Source organism: Flavitalea antarctica (genome assembly GCF_054461535.1).
The window spans coordinates 108,242-134,898 of record NZ_JBTLQG010000013.1 but is presented as its reverse complement, the minus strand read 5'-3'; the positions used below and the strand labels follow the sequence as shown (position 1 = coordinate 134,898).

The 26,657-nt window shown below is 44.9% G+C and carries 26 protein-coding genes; 16 read left to right on the top strand and 10 right to left on the bottom strand.

Annotated elements, in window-relative coordinates; genetic code table 11:
• The 4 genes from ACX0G7_RS14215 to ACX0G7_RS14200 all read right to left on the bottom strand — a co-directional run.
• A partial coding sequence (locus ACX0G7_RS14215; RefSeq protein WP_458924153.1) for an LON peptidase substrate-binding domain-containing protein occupies nt 1-221 on the bottom strand: 221 nt, incomplete at its 3' end.
• Nucleotides 222-417: 196 nt separating this feature from the next.
• Nucleotides 418-1,002, bottom strand: a complete 585-nt coding sequence (locus ACX0G7_RS14210) for a porin family protein (RefSeq protein ID WP_458924152.1) — start codon at nt 1,000-1,002, stop codon at nt 418-420.
• 146 nt (nt 1,003-1,148) lie between these two features.
• Entirely contained in the window at nt 1,149-2,390 is a 1,242-nt protein-coding gene (locus ACX0G7_RS14205; protein ID WP_458924151.1) for a metallophosphoesterase, read from the bottom strand.
• A gap of 27 nt (nt 2,391-2,417) precedes the next feature.
• On the bottom strand, nt 2,418-2,927 hold the full coding sequence (locus ACX0G7_RS14200; protein WP_458924150.1) for an NADPH-dependent FMN reductase: 510 nt from the start codon (nt 2,925-2,927) through the stop codon (nt 2,418-2,420).
• Nucleotides 2,928-3,227: 300 nt separating this feature from the next.
• Between ACX0G7_RS14200 and ACX0G7_RS14195 the strand changes: the two genes are divergently transcribed.
• The 7 genes from ACX0G7_RS14195 to ACX0G7_RS14165 all read left to right on the top strand — a co-directional run bounded on the left by ACX0G7_RS14195 (nt 3,228) and on the right by ACX0G7_RS14165 (nt 8,261).
• On the top strand, nt 3,228-4,028 hold the full coding sequence (locus tag ACX0G7_RS14195) for a ParA family protein (protein ID WP_458924149.1): 801 nt from the start codon (nt 3,228-3,230) through the stop codon (nt 4,026-4,028).
• 12 nt (nt 4,029-4,040) lie between these two features.
• Nucleotides 4,041-4,958 carry a ParB/RepB/Spo0J family partition protein gene (locus ACX0G7_RS14190; protein ID WP_458924148.1) on the top strand — a complete coding sequence of 306 codons (918 nt, stop codon included), beginning with the start codon at nt 4,041-4,043 and terminating at the stop codon, nt 4,956-4,958.
• A gap of 73 nt (nt 4,959-5,031) precedes the next feature.
• Entirely contained in the window at nt 5,032-5,757 is a 726-nt protein-coding gene (locus ACX0G7_RS14185; RefSeq protein ID WP_458924147.1) for a DUF5683 domain-containing protein, read from the top strand.
• A gap of 122 nt (nt 5,758-5,879) precedes the next feature.
• Entirely contained in the window at nt 5,880-6,599 is a 720-nt protein-coding gene (gene dapB, locus ACX0G7_RS14180) for a 4-hydroxy-tetrahydrodipicolinate reductase (protein WP_458924146.1), read from the top strand.
• A gap of 55 nt (nt 6,600-6,654) precedes the next feature.
• Nucleotides 6,655-7,062 carry an RrF2 family transcriptional regulator gene (locus tag ACX0G7_RS14175; RefSeq protein WP_458924145.1) on the top strand — a complete coding sequence of 136 codons (408 nt, stop codon included), beginning with the start codon at nt 6,655-6,657 and terminating at the stop codon, nt 7,060-7,062.
• Nucleotides 7,062-7,331: an acylphosphatase gene (locus ACX0G7_RS14170; RefSeq protein WP_458924144.1), complete on the top strand. Its 270-nt coding sequence runs from the start codon at nt 7,062-7,064 to the stop codon at nt 7,329-7,331. Before ACX0G7_RS14175 ends, ACX0G7_RS14170 begins: the two co-directional genes overlap by 1 nt.
• A 180-nt stretch (nt 7,332-7,511) precedes the next feature.
• Complete coding sequence (locus ACX0G7_RS14165) at nt 7,512-8,261, top strand: 3-keto-disaccharide hydrolase (RefSeq protein ID WP_458924143.1); 750 nt, start codon at nt 7,512-7,514, stop codon at nt 8,259-8,261.
• A gap of 73 nt (nt 8,262-8,334) precedes the next feature.
• On the opposite strand, the gene ACX0G7_RS14160 is transcribed toward ACX0G7_RS14165, so the two are convergent.
• Nucleotides 8,335-9,273, bottom strand: coding sequence for an NAD-dependent epimerase/dehydratase family protein (locus tag ACX0G7_RS14160; protein WP_458924142.1), 939 nt, complete (start codon nt 9,271-9,273; stop codon nt 8,335-8,337).
• A 221-nt stretch (nt 9,274-9,494) separates the two neighbouring features.
• On the opposite strand from ACX0G7_RS14160, the gene kdsA reads away from it, so the two are divergent.
• Nucleotides 9,495-10,307, top strand: a complete 813-nt coding sequence (gene kdsA / locus ACX0G7_RS14155; protein WP_458924141.1) for a 3-deoxy-8-phosphooctulonate synthase — start codon at nt 9,495-9,497, stop codon at nt 10,305-10,307.
• Nucleotides 10,308-10,472: 165 nt separating this feature from the next.
• On the opposite strand, the gene ACX0G7_RS14150 is transcribed toward kdsA, so the two are convergent.
• Nucleotides 10,473-10,694, bottom strand: a complete 222-nt coding sequence (locus ACX0G7_RS14150; protein WP_458924140.1) for a PspC domain-containing protein — start codon at nt 10,692-10,694, stop codon at nt 10,473-10,475.
• A 173-nt stretch (nt 10,695-10,867) separates the two neighbouring features.
• Between ACX0G7_RS14150 and ACX0G7_RS14145 the strand changes: the two genes are divergently transcribed.
• The 3 genes from ACX0G7_RS14145 (at nt 10,868) to ACX0G7_RS14135 (ending at nt 16,003) form a co-directional block, all read left to right on the top strand.
• Entirely contained in the window at nt 10,868-13,135 is a 2,268-nt protein-coding gene (locus tag ACX0G7_RS14145) for an aconitate hydratase (protein WP_458924139.1), read from the top strand.
• A 178-nt stretch (nt 13,136-13,313) separates the two neighbouring features.
• On the top strand, nt 13,314-15,332 hold the full coding sequence (locus tag ACX0G7_RS14140; protein ID WP_458924138.1) for a T9SS type B sorting domain-containing protein: 2,019 nt from the start codon (nt 13,314-13,316) through the stop codon (nt 15,330-15,332).
• Between the two features lie 128 nt (nt 15,333-15,460).
• Nucleotides 15,461-16,003: a YceI family protein gene (locus ACX0G7_RS14135; RefSeq protein WP_458924137.1), complete on the top strand. Its 543-nt coding sequence runs from the start codon at nt 15,461-15,463 to the stop codon at nt 16,001-16,003.
• 67 nt (nt 16,004-16,070) lie between these two features.
• Here the strand turns inward: ACX0G7_RS14135 and ACX0G7_RS14130 are convergent, their stop codons facing one another.
• Together ACX0G7_RS14130 and ACX0G7_RS14125 are read right to left on the bottom strand one after the other, a co-directional pair.
• Nucleotides 16,071-16,814 carry a DUF3667 domain-containing protein gene (locus ACX0G7_RS14130; RefSeq protein WP_458924136.1) on the bottom strand — a complete coding sequence of 248 codons (744 nt, stop codon included), beginning with the start codon at nt 16,812-16,814 and terminating at the stop codon, nt 16,071-16,073.
• Between the two features lie 292 nt (nt 16,815-17,106).
• A complete protein-coding gene (locus ACX0G7_RS14125) occupies nt 17,107-17,622 on the bottom strand; it encodes a DUF4251 domain-containing protein (RefSeq protein ID WP_458924135.1) in 516 nt (171 codons plus the stop codon).
• Between the two features lie 274 nt (nt 17,623-17,896).
• On the opposite strand from ACX0G7_RS14125, the gene ACX0G7_RS14120 reads away from it, so the two are divergent.
• Both ACX0G7_RS14120 and ACX0G7_RS14115 read left to right on the top strand, forming a co-directional pair.
• Nucleotides 17,897-20,734 carry a S9 family peptidase gene (locus tag ACX0G7_RS14120; protein WP_458924134.1) on the top strand — a complete coding sequence of 946 codons (2,838 nt, stop codon included), beginning with the start codon at nt 17,897-17,899 and terminating at the stop codon, nt 20,732-20,734.
• 11 nt (nt 20,735-20,745) lie between these two features.
• Nucleotides 20,746-21,630, top strand: a complete 885-nt coding sequence (locus ACX0G7_RS14115) for a bestrophin family protein (RefSeq protein WP_458924133.1) — start codon at nt 20,746-20,748, stop codon at nt 21,628-21,630.
• A gap of 4 nt (nt 21,631-21,634) precedes the next feature.
• On the opposite strand, the gene ACX0G7_RS14110 is transcribed toward ACX0G7_RS14115, so the two are convergent.
• Nucleotides 21,635-22,735 (bottom strand): M48 family metallopeptidase, encoded by a 1,101-nt coding sequence (locus ACX0G7_RS14110; RefSeq protein ID WP_458924132.1) that lies wholly within the window; start codon nt 22,733-22,735, stop codon nt 21,635-21,637.
• A 338-nt stretch (nt 22,736-23,073) separates the two neighbouring features.
• Here ACX0G7_RS14110 and ACX0G7_RS14105 point away from each other — a divergent pair, with 338 nt between their 5' ends.
• The 3 genes from ACX0G7_RS14105 (at nt 23,074) to ACX0G7_RS14095 (ending at nt 26,207) form a co-directional block, all read left to right on the top strand.
• Nucleotides 23,074-24,096 carry a helix-turn-helix domain-containing protein gene (locus ACX0G7_RS14105; protein ID WP_458924131.1) on the top strand — a complete coding sequence of 341 codons (1,023 nt, stop codon included), beginning with the start codon at nt 23,074-23,076 and terminating at the stop codon, nt 24,094-24,096.
• 125 nt (nt 24,097-24,221) lie between these two features.
• Complete coding sequence (locus tag ACX0G7_RS14100) at nt 24,222-24,731, top strand: VanZ family protein (protein ID WP_458924130.1); 510 nt, start codon at nt 24,222-24,224, stop codon at nt 24,729-24,731.
• A gap of 51 nt (nt 24,732-24,782) precedes the next feature.
• Entirely contained in the window at nt 24,783-26,207 is a 1,425-nt protein-coding gene (locus ACX0G7_RS14095) for a DUF4403 family protein (protein ID WP_458924129.1), read from the top strand.
• Here ACX0G7_RS14095 and ACX0G7_RS14090 read toward each other — a convergent pair.
• Nucleotides 26,204-26,548, bottom strand: a complete 345-nt coding sequence (locus tag ACX0G7_RS14090; RefSeq protein ID WP_458924128.1) for an SET domain-containing protein-lysine N-methyltransferase — start codon at nt 26,546-26,548, stop codon at nt 26,204-26,206. The genes ACX0G7_RS14095 and ACX0G7_RS14090 overlap by 4 nt on opposite strands.
• Nucleotides 26,549-26,657 lie beyond the last annotated feature (109 nt).

The following is a 26,657-nucleotide window of genomic DNA, read 5'->3' as shown; positions in this document are numbered from 1 at the left end:
GCCTTATATGCGTCATTGACTGCCTTGATACTTTTGTCGCGACCCACCGTTATCGGCAGCACCACTCCGGGAAAAAGTACCGTATTCCTCAGTGGTAATAATGATAATTCATCCGGAATCACAGTATCAGTACCATTTTCACCATCATTTTCATTGAGAGGAATGATGGGCATAAAGTCCATATCATCTTCAGGATTAAACAAATAATTCGATTCTTTCATTGTTCTTTTTAACTGTGACAAAATAGCAATTCCCTTTTATAATAAGCGAATTTCCAGGCGAATGGTATGTAGGTCAAGTTTAATGCCATTTGTGCGACAGGCTTTTGCAAAAAAAACCCGTCCCCAAAACATTGGGGACGGGATTGTTCATTCGGCACCTATAGCTATTGTTGTATATGGAAAACCCACACCAGCATTATAATAACTTAATGCCAGCGTAGATTTGAAAACCCTGGTTTTTCCATTTGGTGGAATTGTCAATTTCATTGATATTATTCAGTCCTATCTGGTAACGTCCGCCAACTCTGAGTTTGCCAACGTTCAACTGTACACCACCAAGCATACTGAGATCACCGGATGAAAATGCTTCCTGGCCATTTTTTAATAAACCCTGGTCTTTGTTTATCAGTATTCCAAACTGCGGACCTGCCTGCAGTGTGATAAACTGTACGGGACGGAAATTCAGCAATAATGGAATTGAAAGATAATTTAGTTTGATACCCTTGAGATCGCTGGTGCCGCCAGGAATCACTTCGTCAAAATCGTTTGTGGTTTTTGTCTGGTATTGGTTCCACAATACCTCGGGCTGGATACCCCATTTGTTGTTGAAGTATAGTTCAGCAAAACCGCCAAGACTGTAACCATACTGAAACTCTTCTTTCAGACCTTTCCCATCAATCTTGTTAATGTTGGCGCCAGCCTTGATACCAACTCCTTGTGCAAAACTCATAGTTCCGGCAATCAGAGCAATCGTTAGTAAACCCAGGATTTTCGTTTTCATATTTTCTGCTTTAATGGTTTCTAATAATTTTCAAGTTACATGCCAGAGAAAATATGGCGCTGTTAATTGTTATTAACAACGGCTTATTTTTTACTAAAATTAAGATAATTCTTTAACCTTTAGCACAGCGTGTAACCGAAACCTTATCAGGCAATTTCAAGCAGGGTTATTTCGGGCAGGATCCCCACCCGGCCCGGGTAACCTATAAAACCAAACCCGCGGTTAACATAGAGCTTTTGATTCTCGTTTTCATAAAGGCCCGCCCATTGTTTATACATGTATTGAACAGGACTCCACCTGAAACCGGGCAACTCAACCCCGAACTGCATTCCATGGGTATGGCCCGAAAGCATCAAATCAATGTCTTTGTATTTTTCCTGTACCTCTGCAGTCCAGTGACTCGGGTCATGACTCATGAGTATCTTGAACGGCATATGTGCGACACCGTTATATGCTTCACTCAGTCTTCCGTATTTCGGAAAGTTTCCTTTGGCACTCCAGTTTTCAATGCCGATAAGCGCAATCTGCTCCCCTTCTTTTTCCAGTGAAACATTTTCGTTCATCAAAAGTTTCCATCCCAGTTCTGCATGCACTTCCTTGAGCCTTTCCAAATTACTCTGCTTTACACTTAAGCTTTCCCAGGCAACATAGTCCCCGTAATCATGATTGCCAAGTGTTGAATAAACGCCGAGCGGAGCTTTCAGCCGGCTGAAAACTTCCATGTAATCATCCATCTCCGTTGCACGGTCATTTACAAGATCACCGGTGAAGAGAATCAGGTCCGGTTTTTCCTTCATGATCTTTTCAACTCCTTTGATCACCGCGGCCTTGTCGGTAAAGCTGCCCGCATGGATATCTGAAATATGAACGATCCGCAGCCCTTTGAAAGCCTGGGGAACATTGGAGAACACTAACTTCTTCCGGACAACCTGGTAATTGTATTTGTTGCTGAATCCATATAAAAGCGTTCCCATCAGTCCACCACCAAGACCCAGACCAAGCCAGCTAAGAAAGGCTGATCTGCTTATGCTTTCACCTGTCGTCGCCCCCGGGGAGCGTGGCTGAACTTTTTGAACGATCCAGGTTATGCCCCTGCGCAGATCATCAACCAGGAAAAATACTGACGCCACCACCTGTGAAAAGAAAAGACCGACGAGCACTGCGAACAAATAGGTCCGTGCCGTTCTTGAAATATTCTGTTCATTGAGGTAAGGGATCGCAAGCATTACCGCCAGCGCACCAACAGCCACCAACCAGTAGATTATGGTAACTGCCAGCCGGACCCTGGGGCCGGAATATTGGGTAAGTGACCGCAGTACCTGGAAAATATAAATGTCCATCATCAACATAATGGCCATGAGTATCCATAAAAAACCTGAGCTTCTCATAATTGAATGAAATTAATAGGGGCAATCTTAGAACCGGGTAAATTCATTTAGCTGATGCTTCACCGCAAGAACAGTTCCTTCGTCCACTATCAGACCCTGGGGATTTAAAAGTTTATCCACGGATGAGATAGGAAGTTTGTTTGGATGAACCACTACGTTCAGATAATGCAGAATGCTTGTTAAATGTTCAAGACCATTGAGATTTCCGGCGCGCCCGGTGGCGATGCCGGTCAGCATGGCTTTCTTTCCATACCAGGTATCCTTATAGCTCGAAATGTCAAACATCACCTTCAGCACTCCTGGTATACTGCCGTTATATTCGGGCACAACAAAAACAAACTTGGTAGCAGGCGCAAGTATGTCGGATTCTATTTTAGTAAATTCCGGATCCCTATGCAGCCATTTCCATCCTTCCAGCGACATCAGCCGGACATTCACCTCCCGATCCCTTAAAAGCTGCTCATACTGCTTTGCTACCTTCAGCGTATTGCTGTTTGCCCGGTTTGTTGCTGAAATAACGGTGTACAATTCACTCATAGTGACGATAATAACGTATCAGATTGCATTTGGTTCCTGCAATTTCGCCAGCGATGCTTTATTTTTGCCGGCTGGAATAAAATTCAGGCTCAAAATTACCGTCTGCAGTGCATTTTCCGATTTTATTATTGCGCTGAAATATCAACTTGTTGGTCAGACGGATGAATCTGTTATATATTGTAGACTTTGGGGGGAATGTGCATGGAGATGTTCAAGTTATGGGCAAAACTAAATTTTGCGGTTTTAGCGATTGTAAACAACTTTACCGCTATCCCTGATAATAAATTTTAATTTGTATAAATGGCGAGAGTAATCGGCGTTGCTAATCAAAAAGGTGGTGTAGGAAAAACAACTTCAGCAATTAATCTTGCTGCAAGCCTCGCTGTGCTTGAATTCAGAACCTTGCTGGTTGATGCGGATCCTCAGGCAAATAGTACAACAGGTGTGGGTTTTGACCTGCACAACATCAGGCAAAGCCTGTATGATTGTATGGTGAACAATGCCCGCGCTGCTGATGTGATCCTGAAATCCGAAATACCTAACCTGGATGTGATTCCATCACATATTGACCTTGTTGGTGCTGAAATAGAAATGATCAATTACCCGAACAGGGAAACGGTGTTGAAAAACATCCTTGCACCGGTAAGAGATGAATACCAGTTCATCATTATCGATTGTTCTCCTTCACTCGGACTGATCACCGTAAATGCCCTGGTTGCTTCAGATTCAGTGATTGTGCCTGTGCAGACTGAGTTTTTCGCACTCGAAGGCCTTGGTAAGCTGCTGAACACCATCAAGATTGTTCAAAGCAGGCTTAACCAGGAGCTGGAGATCGAAGGGATATTGATGACGATGTATGACGGCAGGCTCAGGCTTTGTAACCAGGTGGTTGCAGAGGTTCGTAAACATTTTGATGAGATGGTATTCAATACCATCATTCACCGTAATACCAGGATCAGCGAAGCGCCAAGTGTTGGCAAACCGGTGATTTTGTATGATGCGCTAAGTAAGGGCGCAATCAATTATCTCAACCTGGCAAAAGAGGTTCTCCAGAAAAACAATATGACGCGGATCAGCCAGGAAGAAAGAATACTAGAATAAATTAACCATTCAATGACCACTCCCAAACAAAATAAAGACGCACTCGGAAAAGGTATCCGTTCTCTTTTACAGAGCATAGATTCTGATCTGAAGACCAATACAGGTTCGCTGAAAACTTCCGTTGTGGAAGCAGCAACCACCATGCAAAGAATTAAAGTCACAGATGTTGAGCCCAATCCCAAACAGCCGCGTCGTGATTTTGATGAACAGGCATTGAAAGAACTTGCCGCCTCTGTTAAGTTGCATGATCTTGTTCAACCCATTACTGTCACATCAATCGGTAACGGAAAGTACAGGCTTATATCCGGTGAACGCCGGTGGCGTGCAGCAAAACTTGCCGGCCTGGCAGATGTGCCCGCATACATCAGGCAGGCGAATGACCAGGAATTACTTGAACTGGCCTTGCTTGAAAACCTGCAGCGTGAAGATCTGAATGCCATGGAAATTGCACTCTCATATAAACGTATGATGGAAGAATTAAATCATACGCAGGAAGAGGTAGCAGAAAGAATGGGTAAAGAAAGAAGTACTGTGGCAAACTATATCCGCCTGCTGAAATTGCCGCCGGATATCCAGGTTGCGGTAAGAAAAGGTGACATCAGCATGGGACATGCCCGGGCACTGGTGAACGTTGATACCGTGGATAAGCAACTTTTTATCTTTAATGAGGTAAGGGCAAAAAACCTTTCTGTCCGCCAGACAGAGGAGCTTGTCAGGAAACTGTACAAGTCAAACACCCCTGTTAAAGATTCCGTAAAACCTTCACTACCGCCGGCTTACAAGAAAATAGAGGATAATTTAGCTTCCCATCTGAGCACAAAAGTTAAGCTGAACCACAACAAAAAAGGGTACGGAAGCATTTCTATTGAATACTTTTCTATCCAGGACCTTAATAAAATTCTGGATCAGCTGGGCCTCACCGTTAGTTAAGCCGGCAATTGAAAAACATTAAGCTGTATATAATAAACCATCATAAATCTGAGTTTGAACCGACTATTCCGGTATGAGAGTTTTTCTTGTTTTTTTACTGGTATCGTTGATTCAGTCTTTTGCTTTTTCGCAACAGCCTGGCAGTCCGGGGACAGCGAATTCATTACAACAAGATACCGTTCCTCCCAGGAGCCGCGATACAGTCAGGCTCGGTGATCGCAGAGATACTACCAACGCAGTTATCATTACCGGCGACACGGTCATCAATGCCCCCAAAAAAGATTCTGTACGCAAACACAGCCCGAGAAAAGCGGCCATACGGTCCGCAATACTTCCCGGCCTGGGCCAGATCTACAACAGAAAATACTGGAAACTTCCTATTGTTTATGCCGCGGTGGGTATACCCGCTTATCTCATTTATTATAACAAGCAGTGGTACGACCGCGCGCGACATGCGTTAGCCGTAGCTTCGGATCCGCCCGTTACTCCTGCGGAACTTGAAACAGTGCACCCGGAACTGAGAGCTTTGACCGCTTCCGAATCTGTCAGTTCCCTTCGTAATTACCGGGATGAGTTCAGGCAAAACATGGACTATTCCATCCTCATCACTATACTCGCCTGGGGTCTTAATGTGATCGATGCTACTGTTGATGCACATCTTAAAGACTTTGATGTAAGCGACGAGATCAGCATGCGGGTTAAACCGGTGATCATGAGCGGCACGAGATCCCCGGGGTTGAGCATTGTTTTTGCTTTGAAAGATAAAAGCCAGCAAACCAGGCCCAGGAACCTGTATTGATCTGAATGCTGATTGTTTCCAAAACGTTACACTTGTTCTCTCAAAAACATTATCGTAAGCTTCGTTCCTTGTCGTTGTTGATACAACCTTTTACCTTCGCATCTCCTTAAAATAGTTAATAAATGAAAATCGCCCTGATCGGTTACGGGAAAATGGGAAAAGCCATTGAAGAAATTGCATTGAGTCGCGGTCATGAAATAGTGCTGCGGGTCGGCATTGAGAACCTGGAAGATAATACGGTTGAAAAAATCAGCAAGGCTGATGTAGCCATCGAGTTCACCGGGCCGGAAGTAGCATTCGAGAATATAAAACGATGCCTTGATGCAGGTGTTCCGGTGGTCAGCGGATCCACCGGCTGGTTAAAAAATCTGCCGGACGCAGAACGGTATAGCAAAGAAAAACAAGTCGGTTTTTTGTATTCAAGCAATTATAGCATCGGGGTGAATATTTTTTTTGCGGTTAATAAAAGACTTGCATCCTTGATGAGCCGGCATGAAAATTACGAGGTCAGCTTAACGGAGGTACATCATACCGAGAAAAAAGATGCACCCAGCGGCACAGCCATCAGTCTTGCAGAACAGATTATGCAATATATTCCTTCAAAAACGAGGTGGGTGAATGAACCGGTGAACGACAAAACAGCAATTCCCATCATCAGTGTACGAACAGATCCTGCGCCCGGGACACATACGGTGAGTTACCGGTCAGACATCGACGACATTGAAATAAAACATACAGCACATAACCGCAAAGGGTTTGCAGGCGGGGCCGTGCTTGCAGCTGAGTTTATGAGGAATAAAACCGGCGTGTACCACATGAATGATGTTCTCGGGATCGAATAGCGGCGGGACAAGTCTCAGAAAAAAACTATATCTTCTCGCCGATAAATTCTAGAACATGCTGTCCAAAAAAGCGCAATATGCCTTTAAGGCCCTGATGTATATGGCTGAGAAAAAAGATAATCAGCCTGTTCTCATTGCGGAAATTGCCAGGAAAAAAAAGATACCATTAAAGTTTCTTGAAAACATATTGCTTGAACTACGTAAAGCCGGGGTTCTTGAAAGTAAAAAAGGAAAGGGAGGTGGCTATTTTTTCAAGGTTCCTCCCCGCGAAATTTCGCTGGCTAAAATCATGCGGCTAATTGATGGTCCTATCGCGATGTTGCCATGTGTGAGCCTGTACTTCTATGAGCGTTGCAAAAACTGCGATGAAAAAAGCTGTGGTCTCCACGATACCATGGTCATGGTGAGAGATGCCAATCTCCGCATACTTGAGAAAAGAACGGTTGCCGATCTCACAAAATGATGCAGACACTTCAAATAACTGTCAAAGGGAAAGTGCAGGGAGTAACGTATCGCGAAACGACCCGGCGCAAGGCGGTGATTCTCGGCTTAACAGGCACCGTGGAAAACCTCGATAATGGCGATGTACTGATCATCGCAACCGGTGATCCGAAAGTTCTCGAAGATTTTGTTCGCTGGTGTCACAAAGGACCGCAGCTCGCTTCAGTCACATCCGTCAACCTGGTCGAAATTGCTCTTCGCCATTTCCCCGGTTTTTCCATCAAACGATAGCAAAATATCTTACTGCTCTTGTTTTTTCACGCAAGCAACCGAGTCCCTGACGAGTCCCTGACGAGTCCCGGACGAGTGCCGGACGAGTGCCGGACGAGTCCCGGACGAGTGCCGGATTGTTTGATGCAGTATCGGATTTTGTATTAAATTACCGCTTTATCATAAAACAAAACGATTGATATGAACAGGAGATTTTTAGTATTGTGCTCATTGGGCCTTTGTGCGTTAATGACTGTAAATGCACAGGACCGTAAGGGAGGTGACCCTAAACTCAGCGAGTATTACGAACCGGCAGCACCAGTAGTAGCCCCAGGCAAAACGGCCAGTGAACCCCCTGCTGACGCCATTATCTTATTCGATGGTAAAGACGCATCAAAATGGGTAGCGAAAGGTGGAGGCCCCGTTGCCTGGACAGTTGCTGATGGTGCTTTGACCGTAAAGGAAAGAACCGGGGAAATCACAACCAAGGAGAAATTCGGTGACTGCCAGTTGCATATTGAATGGAGAACTCCTGCCGAAGTTAAGGGCGAGGGACAAGGTCGCGGAAACAGCGGTATCTTCCTCATGGGAAAATATGAGTTGCAGGTTTTGGATAACTATAATAACAAAACTTATGTGAACGGCCAGGCCGCAAGTATTTACAAACAATTACCGCCTCTGGTAAACGCCTGCCGTCCGCCGGGAGAATGGCAGACCTATGATGTTATATTCACTGCTCCTACATTCAATCCAAACGGATCAGTAAAAACCCAGGCACGTATCACAGTGATACATAATGGAGTCCTCGTTCAAAACAACATGGCCATACAGGGTGCTACCCAATATATTGGTCTTGCCAGCTACGAAAAACACGAAGCAAAAGAACCAATCAGTCTGCAGGATCACGGAAATCCTGTGAGCTTCCGCAACATCTGGATCAGGAATTTGTAATACAGGTTTCAACATTACAAAAGAGGTATTCATCACCTATGGCGACTGGATGCCTCTTTTGTTTTTAGTGGCCTTACAGGTTCTGTAACATATCCGCGGTCATCTTGGGCAGATCAAAATCATGTTTCCAACCCCAGTCCTGCCGGGCCACCGAGTCATCGATTGACTGCGGCCAGCTGTTGGCGATGGCCTGCCGGTAATCCGGTTTGTAGATCATCTTAAAATCAGGAATATGCTTTTTGATTTCTGCGGCAATCTCGCTGGGTGAAAAGCTCATCGACGAGAGGTTATAGGAGGTTCTGACAGAAATTTTATCGGCCGGTGCCTCCATCAGTTCAATCGTTGCACGAATGGCATCCGGCATATACATCATTGGCAGATAGGTATCCTTTTCAAGGAAACAGGAATACTCTTTTTCTTCAAGCGCTTCATGAAATATCTCTACAGCATAATCGGTGGTTCCACCTCCGGGGGCAGACTTGTAACTGATCAAACCCGGATAACGCAGGCTCCTGACATCTACATTGTACCGCTGATAATAATAATTGCACCAGAACTCACCGGCATATTTACTGATGCCATAAACGGTTGTTGGTTCTATGATGGTTTGCTGGGGACAATTGATTCTTGGTGAAGTGGGGCCGAATACAGCAATGCTGCTTGGCCAGTAAATTTTATGGATCTGTTCCTCACGCGCGATATCGAGCACGTTCAACAAACCCTGCATGTTAAGGTTCCAGGCAAGGTTAGGATTTTTTTCTCCTGTTGCTGAAAGTATCGCTGCCAGCAAATATATCTGGGTGATGTTCTGCCTGATGATCTGCACGTGAAGCATCTCTTTGTTCATCACATCGATGCTGACATAGGGGCCGGTTCCTTTTAATAATTCGTTTTCCTCGCGGAGATCTGAAGCAACAACATTTGCATTGCCATAGATCTTCCTGAGACCAAGGGTCAGTTCCACCCCGATCTGGCCCGAGGCACCAATTACCAGAATCTTTTCTTTTATCATGCCGCAAATATAATGCGTGCCATTAAACAAAACGGCCGTTTGCCGATCGGCAGGTGTAGGCACTAGTTTATCTACATGAGTAGCCACTTTTTTATCTGCATGTGTAGCCGGTTGGGTATCTGCATGAGCAATGGGAAACCATTAAACTTTCGTGAGCACCTTACCTGTTGCGCAGGTTACATTCTTGTTGATCTTCCTATCTTTGAATGATGGAAAAATTTATGACGGACCTTTTCGCGGGCCAGCAATATGATGAAAAGAATTTTTTTCTGATCGCCGGTCCCTGTGTTGTTGAAAGCGAAGAGTTGGTATTAGAAGTGGCGGACAAGGTTTCGGCTATCTGTAAAAACCTGGGTATTCCATATGTCTTTAAGGCTTCCTACCGTAAGGCTAACCGTACAAGTGCAACATCGTTTACCGGTATAGGTGATGAAACTGCGCTCATCCATTTGAAAAAAGTTGCAACGACCTATAATTTGCCGGTTACCTCTGATGTTCATGCCCATGACGAAGCAGAAATGGCGGCAAAATATATTGACATCTTGCAGATCCCCGCGTTTCTCTGTCGCCAGACCGACCTGCTGATCGCCTGCGCTGCAACCGGCAAAATTGTCAATGTAAAAAAGGGCCAGTTTGTAAGCGGGCCTTCCATGAAGTTTGCCGCTGATAAGATCAGGAACATCGGGAACGAAAAAGTGATTCTGACTGAAAGAGGGAACAGTTTCGGCTACCAGGACATGGTGGTCGATTTCCGGAACATCCCCTGGATGCAGCAACACAATGCACCGGTGGTAATGGATTGCACACATAGCCTGCAGCAACCTAACCAAACCTCCGGCGTGACGGGGGGTAACCCCCAGTTGATTGGCACTATTGCCAGCGCGGCCATAGCTGCCGGTGCCGACGGCCTGTTCATCGAGACGCATCCCAATCCGGCCGTCGCCAAAAGTGATGGCGCCAATATGCTTAAACTTGACCTGCTACAGGCGCTGCTTGAAAAGATGGTGAAACTGCGTAAAGTCGTTATATCCTGACCAGGATCCCGGTTCTACACGGGAGGAGCTGATGGAAAAGCTCATTACAGACGATAATTCCCGGAAGGGATTGTTGCAGAAGGAAATGTTATCTGCAGAAAGTAATGCTGGTTGAGGTGGATAATAGTAACAATCGAAAAAGGGACCTATGGACACCAGTCGGCCTTACTGATACCAGAACGGATTTCTCCGGAACGAAAGGATATATCGCTTGATATTCATCCAGAAAGCCAGTATAAAATACACAATCAGTGGCGATCCCATCGTCATGAATGAGATGTAGATGAACCAGGAACGAATCCGCGAAGGTGCGATACCCATATACTTACCTATGGCGGCACAGACCCCGAATAACTGCCATTCGATAAAATATTTCAGACGGTTCATAATTGTAATTTATGAAAAATTAATAAAATCATGCCAAAATACGTTAGAAGATAAGTTCAAAATATGGTAAATTCGCACGACTTTAGAACGACCCGATAGCGAAAAAATTCTATCATTATCAAAAAGTTAGCAAGGAAATTTTCCTAAGCTACAAACACTTTAAAATCCCTATTATGGTATTTGACCTGGATCTAATTAAGAAAGTATATGCTGAAATGCCGGCGAAAATCGAAGCGGCACGAAAGCTTACAGGATCGCCACTTACTTTAGCCGAAAAAATTCTTTATAGCCATCTTTATAATCCCCCGACGGAATCATATGAAAGGGGAAAAAAATATGTTGATTTTGCCCCGGACCGTGTAGCGATGCAGGATGCTACTGCTCAAATGGCACTTTTACAGTTCATGACCTGTGGACGTAGCAAGGTAGCCGTTCCTTCAACGGTACACTGCGATCACCTGATCCAGGCAAAAACGGGCGGAGTGGAAGACCTGGCAACTGCAAAAGACGTGAACCGCGAGGTGTATGACTTTCTTGCTTCTATATCCAATAAATATGGCATCGGATTCTGGAAGCCCGGGGCAGGTATCATTCACCAGGTGGTATTGGAAAACTATGCTTTCCCCGGTGGAATGATGATCGGAACAGATTCCCACACTCCAAACGCCGGCGGACTTGGTATGGTGGCGATCGGTGTTGGCGGTGCAGATGCTGTAGATGTGATGGCCGGCCTTCCCTGGGAACTCAAAATGCCAAAACTGATTGGTGTTAAGCTCAGTGGCAGGTTAAGCGGATGGGCAGCGCCAAAAGATGTGATATTGAAAGTTGCCGGAATCCTGACCGTTAAGGGCGGTACCGGTGCAATCGTTGAATATTTTGGTGAAGGTGCAGACAGTATGAGCGCAACCGGTAAAGCAACCATTTGCAATATGGGCGCTGAGATCGGGGCTACCTGTTCAGTATTTACCTACGACCAGAGAATGGCTGCATACCTGAGAGCCACCGAACGTGCGGAAGTAGCTGACCTGGCCGATGGAATTGCGGAACATCTGAGACCAGATCCGGAAGTTTACCAGGATCCCGCTAAATATTACGACCAACTGATCGAGATCAACCTCGACGAACTTGAACCACATGTTAACGGACCATTTACGCCTGATCTGGCTTGGCCGATCAGCAAGTTTGGTGAAGCCGTTCGTGCCAATAACTGGCCCGAAAAACTGGAAGTTGCCCTGATCGGATCATGTACGAATTCTTCCTATGAAGATATAAGCCGTTCAGCTTCTGTTGCTGAACAGGCTATCAGCAAAAATTTAAAGACAAACGCTGAATTTACGATTACCCCGGGATCGGAACTCGTGAGATATACCATCGAAAAAGACGGCTTCCTCAAAACCTTCGACCAGATCGGTGGTATTGTGCTGGCTAACGCCTGCGGTCCCTGCATTGGTCAGTGGGCAAGGCACATTGATGATCCGAACAGGAAAAACTCTATCATCACTTCCTTCAACAGGAATTTTGCAAAACGTAATGACGGTCTTGCCAGCACCCATGCTTTTGTGGCTTCGCCCGAAATCGTGACAGCATTTGCCATTGCCGGCGATCTCACCTTCAATCCGCTCACAGATACCCTGAAAAACAGGAATGGAGAAGACGTAAAACTGGATGAACCAACGGGTATCGAATTACCTCCGAACGGCTTTTCCGTTGAAGACGCCGGTTACCAGGAGCCAGCAGCTGACGGAAGCAGCGTGCAGGTTGTAGTGAGCCCTGACAGCAGTCGTTTACAATTACTGGAACCCTTTGCTGCCTGGGAAGGTACAGATCTGCTTGGCTTGAAATTACTGATCAAGGCTAAAGGAAAATGTACCACGGATCATATTTCTATGGCTGGTCCGTGGTTGAAGTTCCGCGGCCACCTGGATAATATCAGTAACAACATGCTGATCGGTGCGGTCAATTATTTCAATGATAAGACCGATGCCGTTAAAAATCAACTGACCGGGGAATATACCAGTGTACCTGCTGCTGCACGCTATTATAAGGCACACAATGTGGGAACAGTTGTAGTAGGTGATGAAAACTACGGTGAAGGATCCAGCCGCGAACACGCAGCGATGGAACCAAGACATCTTGGTGTACGAGCCATCATAGTAAGGAGTTTTGCCCGGATCCATGAAACGAACCTGAAAAAACAGGGTATGCTGGCGCTTACCTTTGACAATAAGGATGATTACGATAAGATCCAGGAAAACGATGATATAAATATTATTGGCCTGCAGTCATTTGCTCCCGGTGTACCGTTGAAAATGGTGTTGAATCATGCTGATGGCACCCAGGATACAATCGTGCTGAACCATACTTATAATGATCAGCAGATCGAATGGTTCAAGGCCGGTGGTGCACTGAACGTGATCAGGCAACAGTTTGCGAAGCAGTAATAAGTTTCCGCGCTTTTCTTTTTCAGCGAGCGGATAACCAGTCAACATACAGTGAAAACCCGGACGTTTGTAAGCATTAACTTACAACGCTCCGGGTTTTTTCTTGAGTGGGGGCAGACGCAAATCAAAATATGTTTGGAAGTTGCAGCGTTAGTTCATTATTTTGAGTCAATCACTTATGAACAACCGGACGGCGGCACTAATATTTCTCTTTACCCTGACTGTTTTCCAGGCTTTTAGCCAGTCTACCTGCTCAGCTTTGGGTCAAAACCCGTCAACGGCATTCCCGGTTTGTGGCACCGCTACATTTACTCAGAATACGGTACCAATTTGTGGCAACCGACCCGTACCCGGGATCGGCTGTACGGTGACGCTGACAGACAAAAATCCTTTTTGGTACAAATTCACTTGTTTCGAGGCTGGTAAACTCGGCTTCCAGATAACGCCTAACGACCTGGGAGATGACTACGACTGGCAGATTTTCGATATCACCGGCCGGGATCCGAATGACGTATATACTACGGCCTCACTCATCGTATCAAGTAACTGGTCGGGAGAAAGCGGGGTTACCGGGGCTACCGCTGCCGGCCGGGCCCAACACGTTTGCGAAGGACCGGGTAAGGCCCTGTTCAGCTCCATGCCCGACCTCATCAAGGGCCATGAATACATTATGCTGGTGAGTCACTTCACCAACAGCCAGAGCGGCTACAAGCTTACATTTGGCGGAAGCGGGTCAACGGCAAGTATCACTGACATAAAACCTCCTGCCCTGGAAAATGTCGCAGTAAAATGTGACGGAACGCAACTTACCGTGAAGCTCAACAAAAAAATGAGATGTAACTCCCTGGCGGCAGACGGAACTGATTTCCGCTTGTCAACCACACTCGCCACGGTTCAGTCTGCCAGCTCTGCAACCTGCACCGGTGGATTTGATATGGAAACTATAAATCTTACTTTAAATAATCCCCTGCCGCCGGGCACTTATAAACTAAATGGCAAGATCGGTTCTGATGCCAACAGCATTGTTGACTATTGCGGCAATTCAATAGGCTCAGAGGAAATTTCTTTTACGGTAAATTCGATCCAGCCAACACCTATGGACAGCCTCGTTCCGGTAGCCTGTGCGCCCAACGAGTTAAAGCTGGTTTTTCGTAGTCCGATAAGATGCAATAGTATTGCGGCCAATGGCAGCGACTTCCTTATTAATGGACCCGGGACTATACGAATTGCCAGCGCCTCGGGAACATGTGATGCAGCTGGTTTCACAAAGTCGATAATCATCCGGTTACAATCACCCGTTGTGATTGGCGGCAATTACCAGGTAAGGCTGGCTAACGGCAGCGACCTCAATACACTTATAGATGAATGCGGACAACAGACTCCAGCAGGGTCGTCTGTGGGATTTAGTGTAAAGGACACAGTGTCTGCTGCCTTTAATTACAATGTCCGGCTGGGATGCACTGTTGACACCATAAACTTCACCCATGATGCGCGTAATGGCGTTAACAGCTGGAAATGGATCCTGGATGATGGTAAGTCAAGCGACCTGCAAAGCCCGGATGCTTACTATACAAAATTCGGCGAAAAGCGTATATCCCTGGTAGTTAGTAACGGCTTCTGTTCAGATACTACCAACTCGGCCATAATGCTTGACAATGAACTGACGGCAAAATTTATTCACCCTGAAATTGTATGCCCGAAGGAAACTGCTGTTTTTGTTGACAGCAGCCGGGGAAAGATCATATCATGGAACTGGCAGTTCGGAAATGGCTTTACCAGTAACACGCAGGTCCCTTCTCCGCAGAGTTATGAAGTGCCGGCCCTGACCAGGGAACTGAAATACACCGTATCATTAACAGTCGGCAATGCTGCAGGGTGTTTCCATACCACAACAGCCACACTGAAAGCGGTCAGCTCATGTTATATAGCCGTACCAACTGCGTTTACACCTAACCGTGATGGCGTGAACGATTATCTTTATCCGTTGAATGCGTTCAAGGCTACTGAGCTCGTGTTCAAAGTATTTAACCGGTATGGGCAGGTTGTTTTTGAAACCACCGACTGGAACCAGCGCTGGGATGGTACACTGAACGGGAAAGCGCAGGCTGCAGGGATATTTGTATGGACCCTCAGTTATAAAGAATCTGATACCGGGAAAAAAGTTACATTAAAAGGTAGTTCTGCCCTCGTCAGATAAAACCCCTCCCCTTTTATTTATTAAGGCAATGAACCAATTATTCCCTATGGGCCTGAACCAAAAGCCCTGGCTGAACGTTGTTTAAACCTTAAGATTAATTGCTAACTTTCCACAAAAAATATTCAGCCATGGCGATAAAAAAATGGGTATTGGATCCAGCGCACACGCAGATTCAGTTTAAGGTCAAACACATGATGATTTCAACCGTGACCGGAAGTTTCAGTGAATATGATGGAAACGTGGAAACGGAGGACGAAGATTTCATGAAAGCCAGGGTCACCTTTACCGTCCAGGTAGCGTCCCTCACTACAGGCAATGCCGACCGCGATGCGCATCTGAAAGGCCCGGATTTTTTCGACGTTGCTAATTATCCTACCATAACCTTTAAGGCCACAAAGTATGAGTCAGTTGACGGCGATGGATCATATGAACTGTATGGCGACCTTACCGTAAAAGAAGTAACCAGGAACATTAAACTTGATGTGGAGTTTGGCGGTGTTGTGAAAGATCCGTGGGGAAATACAAAAGCTGGTTTTACCATCAATGGCAAGATCAATCGTAAGGACTTCGGACTTGTCTGGAACGTGGTAACTGAAGCAGGTGGAATTCTTGTTGGTGAGGAAGTAAAAATTGCCTGCGAGGCGCAATTGATCGAACACCGCGACAGCTGACTTTCAGCAACCCCCTGGTTACTTCAACCAGGGTAATGAAAATTCAACCAGATCAACTCACAAAACCCTAGGAAAAAGCTGCGTTTATCAAACGCTCTATCACAAAGTGATATAAACAATATATGCCCAGCACCTGGAGCGCTATTTTAACTATGACGCCAGGGTTGTTTTTTGCATCATACAGTTGGTATCGGACATAAAAAAAATACACAACCATAATTGCTTTTATAACCGATCGGAGTTCCAGCTGCCAACCAAAATCTATCTTGTATGCATCCTGCAGGTATAATAAAGGAAAACTCAGAATAACCAGGGCAAGAAGCTGGCCCATCTGGAAAATGTTCGATACGATCAGTTCGGGCATGATATATTTTTTCTCCCGATAGATAAAGTAATCGGTGATTGCGAACAGTAGCGTCATAATGAAAGCCGGGATAAGAAAATACTGGTGAGCCAGTATAGCATGACTGGATTCGATAGCATGGAGATCTACTACTGTGCTGATAAGTTTTACGTCGGCTGTTGCAAAAAGGAAAACGGCAAAACCTCCCAGGAGAATTACAAACAGAAAAGGATTGAAATGGTCAACCCGTTTACCTTCCATGTATTCCCGAATGGTGTGGCCCGGTCTGACGGTCATTTCCTTGAGGGTATGCAACAACCCATTGTCGGTGTGAAAAAATGCATGCGGCAAATGATGAAGTATCTCATGCCAGTCGACCCGTTCCGTATCGGCCTCCTGGCCGCAGATATTGCAAAACTTACCTTCAAAACGATGGCCGCAATTTTTACAAATAACTGTCTTTTCCATTGTTTGAAGGTTTATGAAACGTTATGCTGCCCCGCCGGATGATCTCACTGAAGGTTGCTTTATCATATAAGAAGTGAATAGTGCTGGTGCCCCACAAACCAGATCGTGTCTTCTAAGTTCAGCCCCCCTGTCTTCTAATAGTGTGCCAGACGCAATACAGATTTCGTCTTTAGGGTTAGTGTGCTGATTACTATGGAAAAGGAAAAATAATAATTTTGATTTGGCCAACGGCTTGAGTTACAGTGATCACCGGATTTCGGAGATTTACGAAATATCGAAACCCTTAGCACACTTATTTCCGCGTTTGAGGTTCCTCGATATAGCCGTCATAAGAGATGGGTTGCCTGTCCCTCGTTTTTACCTGCAGGTTTGCAGTACCCGAACCATGAACCGTAAGAATTAAGATCTCGATATTTGTTACATCTTCCGGTTTGATGTTTATATCCCATCCGTCCTTTTTGCGGTCTTTTACGGCGGTTTCAAATTTGGTTGACGTAAATTTTATCCCCCCATCATTACTACCATAACCCGCCTGGTATGCGCGGCCAAAATATGGCAGGTCGCTGATCAACGAATCATTAGAAAGCAAAAGCGTGTAGCCCGGTGTCAGGTGTCTTCTGCCACCTCTCATTGGCGAAACAAACTGGGCCTGGAAAACAAATCGCTTTGCTTCAACCAGTCCCCTGGTTAACTGCGTCTTTGCAGAATCTTTTTCTTTTTTTGACTTTTGGGCGAAAGCCGCCTGGAGGCAGAAAGCGAGTAGTACCAGTAATATTGCTTTCCTGGAAAGGTCAATAACAGTTCTCATAATTTATTGTTGAAGATAAAAAATGGTTCATTCAATGAATACCAATAAATGCTTCTAAATGCTTGTCCTGGCCACGAGCACGTGCCTGGTAACTTTCCCAATGCAGTTTGCTGTACCTGAATTTAAGAATAATAGTTCGTAGACAGAAACAGAAAACTTTGACAAATATTTTCATGAATTTATACCGGCCCGCGAACAATATTCGAATCAATCATTTATATTGAAATGATGCCGGAGGATATATTATGCCGGCGTATTCTTTAAACCGTATTACATGACCTTCGAGAAAGTCAGATTTTTATTGTTATCCTGTGTTTTGTTCGCAGCAATCACCGCAGCTGCCCAGAAAAAAGATCTGCAGCCCGGTGACTATGGCAAATGGCAAACCCTGAACGCTGCAGATCTTTCGTCTGACGGTGCCTGGGTGGCTTATCGTATAACAGTGGAAATGGACAACGATACGTTATACGTCGTGAACCGCGATTCAAAAAAAATGTATAAGCTTGAGTTTGGATCCGTTTGGGAATTCAGTGGCGATAATCAATGGCTGGCCTATCGCATTGGCATGCCATTCAGGGAGGCAGAGAAACTGCGTGAACAGAATAAACCCGTCGAATATAATAAGATGGGACTGTTGAACCTGAGGACCGGCCAGAAACTCGTGTTCGAAGGCATCCGGAATTTCGGATTTTCCCGGAATGGTAAGTTCCTTGCAATTTCACTGGAAGCGCCGAAGGAAAACAAAGACAAGGGCAGCGTTTTGTTGCTTAGAAACCTGGCCGACAGTTCTACAAGAACTATCGGAAACGTTACGAATTTTTCCTTCAACAAAAAAAGTGAGTTTTTTGCCTACATCGTCGAAACCGGTAACAAGGCGGCAAACAGTGTGGAGCTTTATAATCTTAACACAGCTGTCCTGAAGGTGCTGGCCAGTGATACGATGAGATTTACAAACCTGCAATGGCAGAAAGAAGGAGATGGACTTGCATTTTATAGGGTGTTTAAAGATTCTGCTTACGAAGAGGAAAATGCTTCTGTTTATTTCTATACCAACTTGTCAAAATCTCCCACACTCAGGCAATTCAACCCGGCGAGACGGCCAGGATTTCCAAAGAACAAAAGAATTTACCTGACTTCTGATATCATCATCAGCGATGATCTTGACAGGGTGTTCTTCGGATTGAAGGACTGGACCCGGAAGTCCGCCAGGGAATCAAAAAAAACTACCGACACCCCGAAAACAAAAACTGCTGACAGCGCCAGGTCGGGTAAGGATACGTCTAAAAACAAAACAGCCGATGGATTAGGACCGGCTTTGGCTAAAACGGACAATAAAGACGAAAAGCCAGCGGCGGTAGATATCTGGCACTGGAAGGACCCGGAAATTCAACCGAGGCAAAAAGTTACCTACAGCCGTGACAAAGAAGAAAGCCTTTTAGCCGTGTGGAACGTCCAGGCTGATAAATTTTTCCAGCTGGCCAGCGATAGCACCACTGTTGCTAGCATCAATGGCAGCCGTGATTATGTAGTTACTGCCAACGCTGATAAATACAAACCTGCGTTCAAAGAAAACTTTGCAGATTACTACCTGGTAAACGCCAGAACCGGTCAGCAAAAACAGTTGCTCACAAAATCACAGGCCAGTCTTTATACAGCACCTCAATCATCGCCCGATGGCAAATACCTCTTATTCTTCAAAAACAAAAACTGGTACAGCCATAATATTGCCACCGGCGTTACCACGGACCTGACCTCATCAATTAAATCGGAGTTCTGGAACACGAGAGATGATCATCCGGCGATGAAACCACCATTCGGACAGGGCGGCTGGATAAAAGGCGATAAAGAAGTTTTACTTTATGATGAATATAATATCTGGGCCGTTAAGCCGGATGGCAAGGGAGCCAGGAAATTAACCAATGGGGAGGAACAGAAAATTATTTTCAGGGTTATCCGGGTCGACTTTGAACATCCTTACCTGGATGATTCAAAGCCATTGTATTTTTCTGCATTGGGCGATACCACTAAATACTTTGGGTATTACCGTTATCACAAAGGCAAAGTTTCTCCCCTTGTGTATGAAAATAAAATGATCAACCGCCTGGCCAAAGCAAAGGAAGCGGATGCGTTTGTATATGTAAAGCAGGACTACCACGAGTCGCCTGCATTATATGCAACAAACAATTTTGAGCAGACCGAGAGGATCGCCGGCACTAACCCACAGCAGGCAGGATATCACTGGGGAAAAAGTGAACTGGTCAATTATACAAACACCAAAGGGAAAAAACTTCAGGGGGCGCTTTTTTACCCGGCTAATTACGAACCGGGTAAAAAGTATCCGATGATTGTATACATCTATGAGATCCTTTCGCAAACCGTTCATTTTTACACCAACCCGTCTACAAGGAGCGCATATAATACAACGAATTTTACTACCAGCGGATATTTTGTTTTCAGACCAGACATTGTTTATGACATCAACGATCCCGGCATGAGCGCGGTAAACTGTGTTGTGCCAGCTGTGCAGGAAGTTATCAAAACCGGTATGATAGACACAGCCAAAGTCGGGATCATGGGCCATAGCTGGGGTGCCTACCAGACTTCCTTTATCATTACACAGACGGATATTTTCAAAGCGGCCTGTGCGGGTGCTCCACTTACCGACCTGATCAGTATGTCATTATCAATATACTGGAACTCCGGCACTCCTGATCAGCAAATTTTTGAAACCAGCCAGGGAAGATTCGACGGTCCCTGGTATGAAAGGATGGAAGAACATATGCGGAATTCGCCGATGTTTAATGCCGCAAAAATAAAGGCTCCACTCCTGGTTGCCTTCGGCGATAAGGACGGGGCAGTTGACTGGCACCAGGGAATAGAGATGTATGGCACTATGCGACGAATGGAAAAACCACATATCATGTTAGTATATGCGGACGAAAACCACGGCCTAGCAAAAAAAGAGAACCAGATCGATTATCAGAAAAGACAAAAGGAATTCTTTGATCATTTTCTCCTTAAAAAACCGGCTGAAAAATGGATCACTGAAGGCATAACTTACCAGGAAAAAATGAAAGAAAGGGAAAAATCCGCAGAAGGAAAGAATCCCTAAATTCAAGAAACATGAAAACTTATAATCCCAAAGACTGGTATTCGTTTTTTCGCATAGACAAGGCAGACACCCTTAAGAAATTATACCTGTTAATCGTGTGTGTTTGCGTGTACACCTGGTTCATTTCATACCTGGAACTGGAATACTTGCAGCTTTCCAAAGGCAGTAAGGTTAGTAACCTTACCATCATGCACACCCTGCTAAGTTTTGCCATTTCCATGTTACTGGTTTTCAGAACCAACACGGCCTACGACCGATGGTGGGAAGGACGTAAGTTATGGGGCAGCCTGGTTAACAGCAGCCGCAACATTGCTATAAAACTGGATGCGATACTTGAACCCGGCGATACAGCCAATCGGAAATTCTTTCGGAAAAGTATAGCTATGTACGCTTCAGTGCTTTCCCATCATCTGGCCTCAGAGCAAACAAGACTGGCCCTCGACGAACAGGAACATCCGGAACTCGCTTACCTTGACAATAATAAACATGTACCGAACCAGGTCGCGGGTTACCTGATCGGCAAGATCAATGAATTATACAGGGAGGGGAAAATCAGGGGTGACCAGTTGATCATTCTTAACCACGAAATGGAAACGTTCACGAATGTCTGCGGGGCCTGTGAAAGAATAAAAAACACGCCTATACCTTATTCTTACAGCACCTTCCTGAAACGTTTCATTTTCATATATGTGATGACACTTCCATTCAGCCTGGTCTTCGCATTGGGTTACCTGGCCATTCCGGTTGTCGGCCTGATCTTTTATGTGTTGGCCACCCTTGAGCTGATTGCCGAAGAAATCGAAGATCCTTTTGGAGGAGATTCAAATGATTTACCCACGCAGAAAATCGCAGATAACATCCGGAAACATGTTGGTGAGATCCTGGATGTGAAGTAGTTGCTCAGTAGGAATTTCCTGTTTCATAAATTTCATGGAACAACTCTGCGAGTCGCGGACTGCCCGGCGTTTCAGATGATTGTTGCGTTAGTTGTTGCCGGATATTCTTTATACGAATCCTGAAGACAGGATGAGTACTAAGCAAAGACGATGTTTCCCTGCCATCGGCTTCTTTCGCGAGTAATTCCATTAATTGCAGCATACCTTTGGGGTTCACTCCTGAGCCTTTCATCAGGTTGATCCCATTGTTATCTGCTTCAGTTTCCAGTTCCCGTGAGTATTGCAAACCTTTCAGGTTATCAGCCCGGTCAGCCACATATCCCGCAATTCCTGCGTCGCCACCGAGAATAACCAGCAGGAACATTTTCCTGGCCATACTCCGGAAAATATTTCTGAGACTATGTCTGAGTTCGATATGAGATGCTTCATGTCCCAGCAATGCTGCCAGCTGGCCCGGTGTTTTCATCCCTTCGAGTATACCGTCATAAACAACGATGTTACCCCCGGGAACCGCAAAAGCATTTACCTCATCCGATTGTATCACGGTGATCTTAACGGGATAACTGATATCATAGTTAAGTTCTTTGTAGAACCTGTTTAACACTGCGGTCTTGTGCCGGTCAACTTTGGAATTTGAAATGATGGATCTATACATTTGTTCGCCCAGGTTAATTTCTTTTTCTTTTGAAAAGCGGACCGCGATCCTTTCCCCCAGCCATGGAACAAAAAAGAAGTAAATACATCCCACAATCAATAAAATGATCAGCAGCAGCGCAGCAACCCGGTAACTGGTCTTTCCGGTAGAATAATGCAATTTTTTCCCGGCAAACCTGCGATGCCGGAACTGCCGCTTTATTTCATCAACCAAAACCCGGTCACGCATCACGAGTTTCTCCGTTTTGCCGGATTCATTTGTATAATATAAGGTCGACTGCAATTCGCCTTCCTCGAGTGAAATAATATCTTCTCCGAGCCAGTTCCTGTCTATCAATTGTCCATGCTCATTTCTATAACGCATAGTCAGCGTAACCTGGCTGATGAAAATTTCAGCGTTGTAGAAATGGTTTAATTCATCGTGATAAATAGCCTTGAAAGTACCAGCCATTGTTATATCATCATTTACTGCGAATGTACAATGTCTGTATTACTTAATTCCTCACTACTGTGGTTGGAACAGTTTTTTATACTTTGTTTTAACCAGCAGTTTATCAGCCACACTCAGAGAAAATAACTTCGGCAACCCGCAATAGAATGTGAATCCCTGGTTGAAGGTTCGGCCTTTGCAGTCTTAAAATGATTATACTTGCATTTAATTAAGTTCAAAAGGCTGGTAAGCTTCTGATTTAACAAGCAAACGATCCTACTTTTTGTCAGGGTAATGGTCACGCATCCAAAAACAAGGTCGGGCCGTTGCTAAAATCAGGCAAATAACAGAAGCAATCAATGGCCGACTATCAAGTACATATCACCCGGTTACATTCGGATCATTCCTTTAAAACTTTTGCAAAATCAATCTCGGCAGAGGTAACGCAGGAAAATCTTATTAATATAAATCCTTCGATGGGCAAGGGATTTATCAGGAAAGTTAATCCTGAACCTGGCTTGTCGGTGAGGCTTTGGAACGTGATCTTAAATCAAACCACGCGCCTGTTTAAACATGGTATTCCTGCAACAGAAAATAAGGGATTTAATCTTGTTTATATTCTCACTCCCGCGTATTGCCAGCTCAAAACAATTGGTACGCATACACAATTCAACAACTATGATGCAAGAACAAGTTATTTGCTGGCAGATGATGTAGCTTATGATTTTGAAATCGCAGCTTTTCACCCCGTCCAGGTAATTGACCTCAGCATTTCTTCGGAATGGTTGAAACTTCAGTTTGAAAAACGAATACTTCCTTTCCCGGACTTTTGGGAAAGAACAGTTAAGACAGACGGTCCATTTGTACTTTCGGACATTTGTTCCACAGCGGTTAATCTTGCCATAAATGAGTTGTTTGAAGTAATCATTCATGATGGTACCAGGATCGAAGTTGTGCGATCACTGGTTGTGGTACTGGTATCAGAATTTTTCCGGAAAATGTTTAATCGTCAGCCTGCTGAGGCTTATGCTATCAAAGACGCTCATTTCGAAAAAATTATGGAGGCGGAAAATATTCTTCTCGCGCATCTCCAGAAAAATCTGCCCAGCCTTGAAAAAATTGCCAGGTCCATAGCATTAAGTGAGTCGACCTTTAAAAGACATTTCAAAGCGATATTCGGCAAAAGTGTCTATGAATATTATCTTGAGAAGAAAATGGATCTTGCCAAACAATTAATGCTCGAGAACTCCCTGAGTGTAAACGAAACTGCGGAGAGGCTCGGATATGAAAAGGTCAGCAATTTTATAGAGATCTTCAAAAAACATCATGGGTACTCTCCGGGTGTGCTAAAGAAAAAACGGACCCCTGACCGCCTGGAATAATTTAACGCCAGGGGCTTTTATCTTTTTCAGTATTAGCTTATATTGCAAAACAGATCTGATATCTCCTGAGCTCTCCGGCTAATCATACGGTTAGTAAAATCCAAGACCCCATTTTATGCCGTACAATGAAGCAAAAGCCTGTCATATTTAGATGGAGTTTCAGAACTTTAACCTGGATGGTATTCGGCTTATATGCTTGTATCCTTATAAAAATGATCCTCTTCAAACGGCCACCCTCCTACTATTTTCACCATTTCCTGTATAACTATGACTGGGGGATGATAAAAGCAAATTTCAAAAGAGCCAACCTGGTTCCGTTTACCACTATCCTGCTTTTTATCAAGTCGCGACTTTCCATGAGGGATATAGTCGGAAACCTGCTGGGCAACATCCTGGGTTTTATTCCGTTTGGCATCCTTGTTCCGATGTTGTTTCGCCAGATCGCCTCTTTAAAGCAGGTATTGCTCGCAGCGCTTACCCTTAGTCTAATTTTTGAGATCATTCAACTGATCGCCGTTCTAGGGAGTTTTGATGTTGATGATCTCCTGCTTAATACCATCGGAGCCGCAATAGGTTATTATATCTACTGCATTGACCGCAAAAAAAACACAAAACTTACCGGTTTCGTTCCTTAATTTGTCGCGCAATGCAATCGTTCATTTTATAAATGGTTTAGGCTTATTTCCATGAGATCGTTGTCCCTGTTGATTTTTTCAATGCTTATGCTGGCATTGGTATCGTGCTCTACCCAGAAAACTACTACCACAACTATCTCCAGGACGGAAAAGCGCTCATTACCGTCATTACCCGTTTCCCAGATCAACATACCGGTAAAGCTGAATATGAAGGTCCTCATTCGCCAGATGGACTCATTGATGGCCAAAGAGTTTACCTCTGAAAAATGGCCCGATTATCTGCAGACCAGTTGCGAATTCAGGTATAAATATCGTTTTATCCGCTCACCGGTAAGTTTCACTTGTATAAACAACAGGGTAAGCATTGGCTTCACCGGAAACTACCAGATTGCAGGCAGTAAAGCGGCCTGTGCCTTTGGCAAACAGGTGTCACCCTGGATTTCAGGCAGCTGCGGTTTTGGGTCCGAACCCCTACGAAAAGTAGATGTAAATATCAGCTCGCAGTTATTTATCTTACCCAAATACGAGGTGTCTACAAAAACGACCCTCGATAAACTGGTACCGCGCGACAAATGCACCGTTTCCCTTCTTCAAACGGATATGACCGCCGAGATCATGGACAGCATAAGAGCATCAGTGGAGGCCTATACCGGGAATTTTGACCAGTTTGTCAGCACACTCAACAACAATAGTTTACTTACAGATTGGCGGGCAAAGGGCAACCGGGTTGTACCTGTCAGCAAATACGGTTACCTGAATCTTAACCCCACAATGTTGCGGTTGGGTAAGTTCAATTACACCAGGGACAGCCTGATGTTTTCAGTAGGCTTCAATGGCAATCCTGAATTTTCATCGGATAGTGTGTCTATATCAAACAGGCCTTACCTTCCCCCTTTCAGCAATACCGAAAGCCAGCCCGGTATTTCGGCTTACCTGAATACAGTATACAATTATTCGGCTCTTACTTCGCTGCTTAACGATAGTCTGAAAAACAAACCCTTCGAAGTGGAGGGCCATACTTTCGTGATCAGGGATATTGCGCTTGGTGGCACCGATGAAGGCAAGGTGACGGTTGACCTGAGGTTCGACGGATATAAAAAAGGTACGCTGCACCTGACGGGAACCCCTGTACTGGACAGCGCGAGACAGGTATTGTCCATGCCCGATATTTCGTTTTCAGTAGATTCAAAAGACATGCTGGTGAACATGGCAAAAGGTCTTTTTCGAAAACGAATTCTTAAACAACTCAAGGACCAGTCAGTACTTGACCTGGCGGCCCTCATCCAAAAAAACAAAACCGAGATTGAGAAAAGAATGAACCAGCCGCTGAACGAATGGCTAAGTACGGTTGGTAAATTCAACGAATTCAGGATCGTGGGTCTCCTGTCCAAAAAAGAAACGATACAGATCCAGGTATTTGTAAAAGGTGAGTTAAGTGTGGTTGGCCATGCTCCTGCAGGAAAGTTTGCGTTTTAAGCCGTTTCAAACCATACAGGTTTACTGTTATTCCAATCCCCGTTATAATTGATAAATAGTTCTTCCCCTGCCTTTATGAAGCGGACCGTTTTTATCGTCATGATCTCTTCATCATAATCCATGTCATATTCGCAATTGGATTTATATGAGTGATTATACATGGGTATATAGCCAAGCGCCATACAACATTGCCGCACATCTTCACCCCATTCAAAAATATAATCATGCAAAATCGTCTGGTCAATCAGTTTGCGGTCCTCATCACTCATCACGATCACCGGAGAAATTTCCACCACCGTGCCGGCTTCCAGGTTCTCCGAGGTAAAAACGCCTTTTCCCATTTGGTGGGTAGACGATATGAATAACGCCGGCAATATCATATTACATCCATTTAATAGTATCCCGGTATTTTGCAGGCTGATACAAAAATCCTGAGATTGTATTGTTAAC

Bases quoted from the DNA above. Each gene is read 5' to 3' on its own strand.
- ACX0G7_RS14110 (WP_458924132.1), bottom strand. From the start codon at position 22,735: ATGGCTGGTACTTTCAAGGCTATTTATCACGATGAATTAAACCATTTC.
- ACX0G7_RS14185 (WP_458924147.1), top strand. From the start codon at position 5,032: ATGAGAGTTTTTCTTGTTTTTTTACTGGTATCGTTGATTCAGTCTTTT.
- ACX0G7_RS14200 (WP_458924150.1), bottom strand. From the start codon at position 2,927: ATGAGTGAATTGTACACCGTTATTTCAGCAACAAACCGGGCAAACAGC.
- ACX0G7_RS14205 (WP_458924151.1), bottom strand. From the start codon at position 2,390: ATGAGAAGCTCAGGTTTTTTATGGATACTCATGGCCATTATGTTGATG.
- ACX0G7_RS14105 (WP_458924131.1), top strand. From the start codon at position 23,074: ATGGCCGACTATCAAGTACATATCACCCGGTTACATTCGGATCATTCC.
- ACX0G7_RS14145 (WP_458924139.1), top strand. From the start codon at position 10,868: ATGGTATTTGACCTGGATCTAATTAAGAAAGTATATGCTGAAATGCCG.
- ACX0G7_RS14125 (WP_458924135.1), bottom strand. From the start codon at position 17,622: ATGAGAACTGTTATTGACCTTTCCAGGAAAGCAATATTACTGGTACTA.
- ACX0G7_RS14160 (WP_458924142.1), bottom strand. From the start codon at position 9,273: ATGATAAAAGAAAAGATTCTGGTAATTGGTGCCTCGGGCCAGATCGGG.
- ACX0G7_RS14140 (WP_458924138.1), top strand. From the start codon at position 13,314: ATGAACAACCGGACGGCGGCACTAATATTTCTCTTTACCCTGACTGTT.
- ACX0G7_RS14190 (WP_458924148.1), top strand. From the start codon at position 4,041: ATGACCACTCCCAAACAAAATAAAGACGCACTCGGAAAAGGTATCCGT.
- ACX0G7_RS14165 (WP_458924143.1), top strand. From the start codon at position 7,512: ATGAACAGGAGATTTTTAGTATTGTGCTCATTGGGCCTTTGTGCGTTA.
- ACX0G7_RS14150 (WP_458924140.1), bottom strand. From the start codon at position 10,694: ATGAACCGTCTGAAATATTTTATCGAATGGCAGTTATTCGGGGTCTGT.
- ACX0G7_RS14210 (WP_458924152.1), bottom strand. From the start codon at position 1,002: ATGAAAACGAAAATCCTGGGTTTACTAACGATTGCTCTGATTGCCGGA.
- kdsA (WP_458924141.1), top strand. From the start codon at position 9,495: ATGACGGACCTTTTCGCGGGCCAGCAATATGATGAAAAGAATTTTTTT.
- ACX0G7_RS14130 (WP_458924136.1), bottom strand. From the start codon at position 16,814: ATGGAAAAGACAGTTATTTGTAAAAATTGCGGCCATCGTTTTGAAGGT.
- ACX0G7_RS14175 (WP_458924145.1), top strand. From the start codon at position 6,655: ATGCTGTCCAAAAAAGCGCAATATGCCTTTAAGGCCCTGATGTATATG.
- ACX0G7_RS14195 (WP_458924149.1), top strand. From the start codon at position 3,228: ATGGCGAGAGTAATCGGCGTTGCTAATCAAAAAGGTGGTGTAGGAAAA.
- ACX0G7_RS14095 (WP_458924129.1), top strand. From the start codon at position 24,783: ATGAGATCGTTGTCCCTGTTGATTTTTTCAATGCTTATGCTGGCATTG.
- ACX0G7_RS14100 (WP_458924130.1), top strand. From the start codon at position 24,222: ATGAAGCAAAAGCCTGTCATATTTAGATGGAGTTTCAGAACTTTAACC.
- ACX0G7_RS14090 (WP_458924128.1), bottom strand. From the start codon at position 26,548: ATGGGAAAAGGCGTTTTTACCTCGGAGAACCTGGAAGCCGGCACGGTG.
- ACX0G7_RS14170 (WP_458924144.1), top strand. From the start codon at position 7,062: ATGCAGACACTTCAAATAACTGTCAAAGGGAAAGTGCAGGGAGTAACG.
- ACX0G7_RS14120 (WP_458924134.1), top strand. From the start codon at position 17,897: ATGACCTTCGAGAAAGTCAGATTTTTATTGTTATCCTGTGTTTTGTTC.
- ACX0G7_RS14115 (WP_458924133.1), top strand. From the start codon at position 20,746: ATGAAAACTTATAATCCCAAAGACTGGTATTCGTTTTTTCGCATAGAC.
- dapB (WP_458924146.1), top strand. From the start codon at position 5,880: ATGAAAATCGCCCTGATCGGTTACGGGAAAATGGGAAAAGCCATTGAA.
- ACX0G7_RS14135 (WP_458924137.1), top strand. From the start codon at position 15,461: ATGGCGATAAAAAAATGGGTATTGGATCCAGCGCACACGCAGATTCAG.